Annotated in this window: 5 protein-coding genes; all 5 read right to left on the bottom strand. The window is 60.9% G+C overall.

What is annotated here, in order from left to right; translation table 11 throughout:
- On the bottom strand, positions 1-816 hold an 816-nt coding region (kdsA, locus tag WA145_RS15660; protein ID WP_422582455.1), incomplete at its 3' end, for a 3-deoxy-8-phosphooctulonate synthase.
- Positions 817-819: 3 nt separating this feature from the next.
- A complete protein-coding gene (locus WA145_RS15655; protein WP_422582454.1) occupies positions 820-2451 on the bottom strand; it encodes a CTP synthase in 1632 nt (543 codons plus the stop codon).
- A 168-nt stretch (positions 2452-2619) separates the two neighbouring features.
- Positions 2620-3933, bottom strand: a complete 1314-nt coding sequence (tilS, locus tag WA145_RS15650; RefSeq protein WP_422582453.1) for a tRNA lysidine(34) synthetase TilS — start codon at positions 3931-3933, stop codon at positions 2620-2622.
- A complete protein-coding gene (locus WA145_RS15645) occupies positions 3934-4884 on the bottom strand; it encodes an acetyl-CoA carboxylase carboxyltransferase subunit alpha (RefSeq protein WP_422582452.1) in 951 nt (316 codons plus the stop codon).
- Between the two features lie 161 nt (positions 4885-5045).
- Positions 5046-8291 (bottom strand): DNA polymerase III subunit alpha (dnaE, locus tag WA145_RS15640; RefSeq protein WP_422582451.1); only part of this gene is annotated, 3246 nt, incomplete at its 5' end.

Below are 8291 nucleotides of genomic sequence, written 5' to 3'. Positions count from 1 at the left end.
GATCAAATCATCCAGCTGCTTGAGCTGGGTGAGGAACGGCTCCAGCTTGTCCAGACGCAGGGCGCAGGGGCCGTCACATTTGGCATTGTCCGGGTCCGGATGGGCTTCGAGGAACAGGCCAGCCAGGCCCTGACTCATACCGGCCTTGGCCAGATCGGTAACCTGGGCGCGGCGACCGCCAGCGGAATCGGCGCGGCCACCCGGCATTTGCAGGGCGTGGGTCACGTCGAAGAACACCGGGTAGTTCATCTGCTTCATGATGCCGAAGCCGAGCATGTCCACCACCAGGTTGTTGTAGCCGAAGCTGGAACCGCGCTCGCAGAGGATCAGCTGGTCATTACCGGCCTCTTCACACTTAGCCAGAATGTGCTTCATCTCCTGAGGCGCAAGGAACTGGGCCTTCTTGATATTGATCACCGCCCCGGTCTTGGCCATGGCCACCACCAGGTCAGTCTGCCGCGACAGAAACGCCGGCAGCTGAATAATGTCGCAGACCGCAGCCACTGGAGCCGCTTGCTCAGGCTCATGCACATCGGTAATCACCGGCACGCCGAAGGTCTTTTTGATTTCCTCGAAGACCTTCATGCCCTCTTCCAGACCTGGGCCCCGGAATGAGGTTACGGACGAGCGGTTGGCCTTGTCGAAACTGGCCTTGAACACGTAGGGGATGCCGAGCTTGTCGGTGACCCGCACGTATTCTTCACAGGCGCGCATGGCCAGATCGCGGGACTCAATAACGTTAATGCCGCCGAACAGCACGAAGGGCTTGTCGTTGGCGATCTCGATGTCGCCGACCTTGATGATCTTCTGGGTCATGCCTTAAGCCTTCCGTACTTGCTGGGCCAGTGCGGCGTTGACAAAGCCACTGAACAACGGGTGGCCGTCACGCGGAGTCGAGGTGAACTCGGGGTGGAACTGGCAGGCGACGAACCAGGGATGATCTGGCGCTTCTACCACTTCAACCAGGGCGCCGTCGCCGGAGCGGCCGGTGACCTTGAGGCCGGCGTCGAGCAGCTGCGGCAGCAGGTTGTTGTTCACTTCGTAGCGATGACGATGACGCTCGACTATCACGTCCTTGCCGTAGCAAGCGTGTACTTGCGAGCCGGACAGCAGCTGGCAGTCCTGCGCGCCCAGGCGCATGGTGCCGCCCAGATCGGAAGCGTCAGTCCGCTGCTCGGTCACGCCGGTGGCGTCCTGCCATTCGGTGATCAGACCGACCACCGGATGCGTGCTGACGGTGTCGAATTCGGTGGAGTTGGCATCGCTCCAACCCAGCACATTGCGGGCGAACTCGATCACCGCGACCTGCATGCCGAGGCAGATACCCAGGTAAGGGATCTTGTTCTCGCGGGCGTACTGCACGGTCTTGATCTTGCCTTCCACGCCGCGCAGACCGAAGCCGCCCGGCACCAGAATGGCGTCCACGCCTTCGAGCAGGGCGGTGCCTTTGTTCTCGATGTCTTCGGAGTCGATATAGCGCAGGTTGACCTTGGTACGGTTCTGGATGCCGGCATGGCTCATCGCTTCGATCAGCGATTTGTAGGCATCCAGCAGCTCCATGTACTTGCCGACCATGGCGATGGTGACTTCGTGCTCTGGATTGAGCTTGGCATCGACGACACGGTCCCACTCGGACAGATCGGCACCGTTGCATTCCAGGCCGAAGCGCTCGACGACAAAATCATCCAGCCCCTGGGCATGCAGCACGCCAGGAATCTTGTAGATGGTGTCGACGTCTTCCAGAGAAATCACCGCGCGCTCTTCTACGTTGGTGAACAGCGCGATCTTGCGCCGCGAGGAGATATCGATCGGGTGATCGGAGCGGCAGATCAGCACGTCCGGCTGCAGGCCGATGGAGCGCAGCTCTTTCACCGAATGCTGAGTCGGCTTGGTCTTGGTTTCGCCAGCGGTGGCGATATACGGCACCAGAGTCAAGTGCATCAGCATGGCGCGCTTGGCACCTACTTCCACTCGCAGCTGGCGGATAGCTTCGAGGAACGGCTGCGACTCGATGTCGCCCACCGTGCCACCGATTTCGACCATGGCCACGTCGGCATCGCCGGCGCCCTTGATGATGCGGCGTTTGATCTCGTCGGTGATGTGCGGGATGACCTGAATGGTCGCGCCCAGGTAATCACCACGACGCTCGCGGCGCAGCACGTCTTCATAGACGCGGCCGGTGGTGAAGTTGTTGTTCTGGGTCATGGTGGTGCGGATAAACCGCTCGTAGTGGCCCAGGTCGAGGTCGGTCTCAGCGCCGTCGTGGGTGACGAACACCTCACCGTGCTGGAACGGGCTCATGGTGCCCGGATCGACGTTGATATAGGGATCCAGCTTGAGCATGGTGACCTTCAGGCCCCGCGCCTCCAGGATAGCCGCCAATGAAGCCGAGGCGATGCCTTTCCCCAATGAAGAAACAACACCACCCGTGACGAATATGTAGCGCGTCATGAAAAACCCTAGAAGTCTGCGTTTAAGCGGTCAATGCCGCCGGGGAAAGCGAAGGAACAGCGAAGCGGCTCTCTGCGATGCACTGCAATGAGCTAGCCCTGCCGATCCCCAAGGGGAATCAACAAAAGCTCTAGTAAGACGGGAGCGTAGTCTACCGGAAAGGGCTTATCAGCTCAAACCTTGATCATTCGATGGCGGCTGCCAATGCAATTGCCAGCTGCCATCGGTGGCACCCTGCATACCTGGCAGGTTGGCGATTGCCAGCACCTGATTATCCCGACGCAGCAGCGGCAGGCGATCACGCACAAACGTCGGTACGCGCAACTCATTGAGCAGCCGCTTGAGATCACGGTGTCCACGCCCAGGTAACACCATCTGATCACCAGCCTGGCGATAGCCCAACTGCCAGTTGCCCGCAGGCAGCTGACCGTCAATACGCACATGGCCATTAGCGGGCAATGCCAGCTGCTGATTGCCTTGAACCGTCACATTGACCGGCACTGAAGAGCGCAGCCAATCACCGGTCAGCCACCACAACCGCTCGTCACTGCGGCGCAACTCCCCCGCGGCCAACTTCCACACTGGCGCGGCGTCCAGCGACGCATCGCGCAGCGCCTGCCAACCGGCCCAGTGTTCACTATCGGGCATCGCCGTCAGTGGGCGTAACCAATAACGCAGGGCATTGCGTTGGCGCGGCTCACTCAGGCCGCGCAGCGCAGGCACCGCCAGGCTTGGCAAATGCAGCCAGGCAAACTCGCTTAAACCTTCAGCGGCAGCCAGATCCTGCAGCGCCAACTCATCGAGCAACTGCCCCGCCTCGCTTAAATATGCGGCGCTGCGGGCCATCTTGGCCGAGGCCTGCGGCCAGCGTTTGAGCAGCGCAGGCATCACCTGACGACGCAGGTAATTGCGCGAGAAGCGCTCGTCGCTATTGGACGGATCGTCGATCCAGGTCAGCTTGTGCTCACGGGCATAGGCCGATAGTTCATCGCGCGAGCAATTGAGCAGCGGCCGAACCAGCTGCCCCGCTCCCAATGCACGACTTACCGGCATGGCCGCCAAACCCTGCACGCCGGCACCGCGCAACAGGCGAAACAACAGGGTTTCGGCCTGATCATCGCGATGCTGCGCAGTCAGCAACAGTTCATCTGCGCCGAGACGAGCCGCAAAGGCCGCATAGCGGGCATCGCGCGCCGCACGCTCAAGACTGGCACCTGGAGCAACCCGCACAAACTCAACCTGCAACGGTACGGACAAGGCCATGCACAGCTCACGGCAATGTGCCGGCCAGGCATCAGCCGCAGCCTGTAGGCCGTGATGGATATGGATGGCGGAAAGTGGCGGCAATGCCTCGCGTTGCGCGAGGCTGGCCAGCAGGTGCAGCAGCACCGTGGAATCCAGCCCGCCGGACAAGGCGATATGCCAGGCCGACGCAGCGCGCCAGGGCGCCAGAGATTCCAGCAACCTGGCGCTCAGGGTCATTTAGGCGATGCCGTAGCTCATCAGACGCTCATAACGACGCTTGAGCAGCGCATCGGTATCGAAGGTCTTGAGCATGGCCAGTTGCGTCAACAATGCCTGACGCACCGATTCAGCCGCAGCGGCGGGATCACTGTGCGCGCCACCGAGCGGCTCAGCGATGACCTGATCGACAATGCCCAGGCCCTTCAGACGCTCGGCCGTGATGCCCATGGCCTCGGCGGCATCCGGGGCCTTCTCGGCGGTTTTCCACAGAATAGAGGCGCAGCCTTCCGGCGAGATCACCGAATAGGTGGAGTACTGCAGCATGTTCAGCTGATCGCACACACCAATCGCCAAGGCACCGCCGGAACCACCCTCACCGATTACGGTGGCGATGATCGGGGTTTTCAGACGCGCCATTACACGCAGGTTCCAGGCGATGGCTTCGCTCTGGTTGCGCTCTTCGGCGTCAATACCTGGATAGGCACCTGGGGTGTCGATAAAGGTCAGGATCGGCATCTTGAAGCGTTCGGCCATTTCCATCAGGCGACACGCCTTGCGATAGCCCTCCGGGCGCGGCATGCCGAAGTTGCGGCGGACTTTTTCGCGAATCTCACGGCCTTTCTGATGACCGATGACCATCACCGGTTCACCGTCCAGACGGGCCACACCACCGACCAGGGCCGCGTCGTCGGAGAAATGCCGATCGCCATGCAGCTCATCGAATTCGGTGAAGATGTGTTGCAGATAATCCAGGGTGTAAGGACGGCGAGGATGGCGCGCCAGCTGGGCGATCTGCCAGCTGCTCAGGTTGCCGAAAATGCTTTCGGTCAGCGAGCTGCTCTTGTCCTGCAGGCGGGCGATCTCATCGCCGATGTTCAACGAGTTGTCGTTACCAACCAGGCGAAGCTCTTCGATCTTGGCTTGCAGGTCGGCGATCGGCTGTTCGAAATCGAGAAAATTCGGGTTCATAGTCATCCGTCTTGCGTCGACGGCCAAGTGGCCGGGAGCTGTATCCGTTATCGCGCCCTACCTTATAGCAGCAGGCGCATTCAGGTCGACACCGGACTGCAGGTAAACCGTGCAGCCGTTCGAGGCGTCGCAACTGATTTGCTAGGCCTGAGCCTCGCAAATCAGCGGTAGTGCAAAAAGACGTTGTCGCGGCCGAACTGGTCACGCAATGCCTGAATCAGACTGTCAGCCGGCTCAATGCGCCAGCCTTCGCCAAACTGCAATTGCGCCTTGGCGTCACTGCCGCTGTAGTCGACGGTGATCGGGCACGCGCCGCGATGACGGCCACACAAGTCGGCCAGCCAGCGCAGACGGTCGCCCTGCAGGGCACTGCTGGCGACCTTCAAGCGCAGGCTGTCGGCCAGGCCGGTGCGCGCTTCTTCCAGACTCATCACTCGCTTGGCACGCAAGCGCAGACCACCGGAGAAATCGTCGTTGCTGACTTCGCCCTCGACCACCACCAGGGCATCGGTCTGCAGCAAGGCCTGGGCGCTGTTAAAGGCTTCGGCAAACAAGGAGGCCTCGATCCGTCCGGAGCGGTCATCGAGGGTGATAAAGCCCATCTTGTCGCCCTTCTTGTTCTTCATCACCCGCAGGTTGACCACCAGGCCGGCAATCGTCTGATCGCCGCGCGCGGCTTTCAGGTCGACGATGCGCTGGCGAGCAAACCGCCGCACTTCACCTTCGTACTCATCAATCGGGTGACCGGTCAGGTACAGGCCCAGGGTGTCTTTCTCGCCCTTGAGGCGCTCTTTCAGCGTCAGCTCGCGGGCACGCAGGTGATTGCGATAAACATCCGCCTCGGCATCGGCAAACACCCCGCCGAACAGGTCCATATGCCCGCTTTCGGCGCTGCGCGCAGTCTGCTCGGCGGCCTGCACGGCCTCCTCCATCGCACCGAGCAATACCGCACGATTACGGTCGATATTGGCCTTATAGGCTTTCAGCTCCTCATGGAAGTGCGGGCCCAGACGGTCCAGCGCGCCGCTGCGAATCAGCGCTTCGAGGGTGCGCTTGTTGATGCGCTTGAGGTCGACGCGCGAGCAGAAGTCGAACAGGTCCTTGAACGGCCCGCCTTGACGCGCCTCGACGATGGCCTCCACCGGCCCCTCGCCCACACCCTTGATCGCGCCCAGGCCGTAGACGATCCAGCCTTCGTTGTTAACCGTGAACTTGAACTCGGAGATGTTCACATCAGGCGCATCGAGGCGCAGCTTCATGCAGCGGCATTCCTCGATCAGGGTGACCACCTTGTCAGTGTTGTGCATATCCGCCGACAACACCGCCGCCATAAAGGCCGCCGAGTGGTGCGCCTTAAGCCAGGCCGTCTGATACGAGAGCAAGCCATAAGCAGCCGAGTGCGACTTGTTGAAACCGTAACCGGCGAACTTTTCCACCAGGTCGAAGATGTTACCCGCCAGGTTGGCATCGATCCCGTTATTGGCGCAGCCTTCGATAAAACCGCCGCGCTGCTTGGCCATCTCTTCGGGCTTTTTCTTGCCCATGGCGCGGCGCAGCATATCCGCACCGCCCAGGGTATAGCCGGCCATGACCTGGGCGATCTGCATCACCTGTTCCTGGTACAGGATGATGCCGTAGGTCGGTTTCAGCACCGGCTCCAGGCCGGCGTACTGATAGTCCTGGTGCGGGTAGGAAATCGGCTCGCGGCCGTGCTTGCGGTTGATAAAGTCGTCCACCATGCCCGACTGCAGCGGCCCCGGACGGAACAGCGCCACCAGGGCGATCATGTCTTCCAGGCAGTCCGGCTTGAGCTTCTTGATCAGCTCCTTCATACCGCGTGATTCAAGCTGGAACACCGCAGTAGTCTCGGCCTTCTGCAGCATGCTGAACGTCGGTTTGTCATCCAGCGGGATAAAGTCGATGTTCAGGTCCGGCAGACCCTTCTTGGCCTGCTCGCGATTGATGGTCTCCATCGCCCACTTGATGATGGTCAGGGTACGCAGACCGAGGAAGTCGAACTTCACCAGACCGGCGGATTCCACATCATCTTTATCGAACTGGGTGACCAGGCCGCCACCCTCGTCATCGCAGGCAATCGGCGAGAAGTCGGTGAGCTTGGTCGGTGCGATCACCACACCGCCGGCGTGCTTGCCGGTGCCGCGGCAGATGCCTTCGAGCTTGAGCGACATTTCCCAGATTTCCCGGGCGTCCTCGTCAACCTTGAGGAAGTCGCGCAGCGGCTCTTCCATCTCGTAGGCTTTTTCCAGGGTCATGCCGACTTCGAAGGGAATCATCTTCGACAGACGGTCGGCCAGGCCGTAGGACTTGCCCTGCGCCCGCGCCACGTCGCGCACCACCGCCTTGGCCGCCATGGTGCCGAAGGTGATGATCTGACTCACCGCGTTGCGCCCGTATTTCTCGGCCACGTAATCGATTACCCGATCGCGGCCGTCCATGCAGAAGTCGACGTCGAAGTCAGGCATGGAGACCCGTTCCGGGTTGAGGAAACGTTCGAACAGCAGGTCATAGGCCAGCGGATCGAGGTCGGTGATCTTCTGCACATAGGCCACCAGTGAACCGGCACCCGACCCACGGCCAGGGCCCACGGGCACACCGTTGTTCTTCGCCCACTTGATAAAGTCCATTACGATCAAAAAATATCCGGGGAAGCCCATCTGAATGATGATATCCAGCTCGAAATTCAACCGGTCGATGTAGACCTGACGCTTCTCTTCGTAATTCGGCGTGGTGTCCTTCGGCCACAGCACCGCCAGACGTTCTTCCAGGCCCTCGAACGAAACCTGGCGAAAGTATTCGTCCATGGTCAGGCCGGCCGGCACAGGGAAATCTGGCAGGAAGTATTTGCCCAGCTGCACCTCAATATTGCAGCGCTTGGCGATCTCGATGGTGTTTTCTAGCGCCTCGGGCAAATCACTGAACAGCTCGGCCATTTCCTCCGGCGTCTTCAGGTATTGCTGATCGGAGTAGGTGCGCAGGCGGCGCGGGTCATCCAGGCTGCGGCCCTCGCCGATGCACACACGGGTTTCGTGGGCAGCGAAGTCATCTTGCTTGATAAAGCGCACATCGTTGGTCGCCACCAAGGGCGCGCCGACCTTATCGGCCAGGGCCACTGCGGCGTGCAGATGTTCTTCGTCATTGACCCGGTTGGTGCGCTGCACTTCCAGGTAGAAACGCTCAGGGAACACCGCCATCCACTCGCGCAGCACCGCCTCGGCTTCTGCCGGCTCGCCATCGAGCAAGGCATGGCCGACTTCGCCTTCCTTCGCGCCGGACAAGGCAATCAGGCCTTCGGCCGCTTGCTTGACCCAATCACGCTGGATAATCACCAGATCATTGCTCTGCCCTTCGCTCCAGCCGCGCGAGACCAGTTCGGTGAGGTTGCGATA

Origin of the sequence: Pseudomonas sp. (assembly GCF_049301935.1) — a bacterium.
Taxonomy (GTDB): Bacteria; Pseudomonadota; Gammaproteobacteria; order Pseudomonadales; family Pseudomonadaceae; genus Aquipseudomonas.
The sequence above is the reverse complement of the archived record's forward strand: the minus strand, read 5'-3'. Positions and strand labels throughout refer to the sequence as shown.